Source organism: Serratia nevei (assembly GCF_024160145.1).
In the GTDB taxonomy this organism is placed as follows: domain Bacteria; phylum Pseudomonadota; class Gammaproteobacteria; order Enterobacterales; family Enterobacteriaceae; genus Serratia; species Serratia nevei_A.
Genome location: NZ_JAMYWQ010000134.1, coordinates 1 through 453 on the forward strand (window position 1 = coordinate 1; position 453 = coordinate 453).

The 453-nt window shown below is 53.4% G+C and carries 1 rRNA gene; it reads right to left on the reverse strand.

Annotation, left to right across the window (positions count from 1 at the left end):
* Window positions 1–453 (reverse strand): 16S ribosomal RNA (locus M6G53_RS25100); the annotation flags it as partial.

Genomic DNA, 453 nt, shown 5'->3' on the forward strand with positions numbered 1-453 from the left:
CGTACGGGACTACTTGGGTATCTAATCCTGTTTGCTACCCACGCTTTCGTGCCTCAGCGTCAGTTAAAGCCCAGTAGGCCGCCTTCGCCACTGGTGTTCCTCCCGATCTCTACGCATTTCACCGCTACACCGGGAATTCCGCCTACCTCTACTTCACTCAAGCCCTGCAGTTTCAAAAGCAGTTTATGGGTTAAGCCCATAGATTTCACTTCTGACTTGCAAAGCCGCCTACGCACCCTTTACACCCAGTAAATCCGGACAACGCTTGCTCCCTACGTATTACCGCGGCTGCTGGCACGTAGTTAGCCGGAGCTTCCTCCTCTGCTACCGTCATCATCTTCACAGAGGACAGAGGTTTACAATCCGAAAACCGTCTTCCCTCACGCGGCGTTGCTGGTTCAGGGTTTCCCCCATTGACCAATATCCCTCACTGCTGCATCCCATAGGCTGATC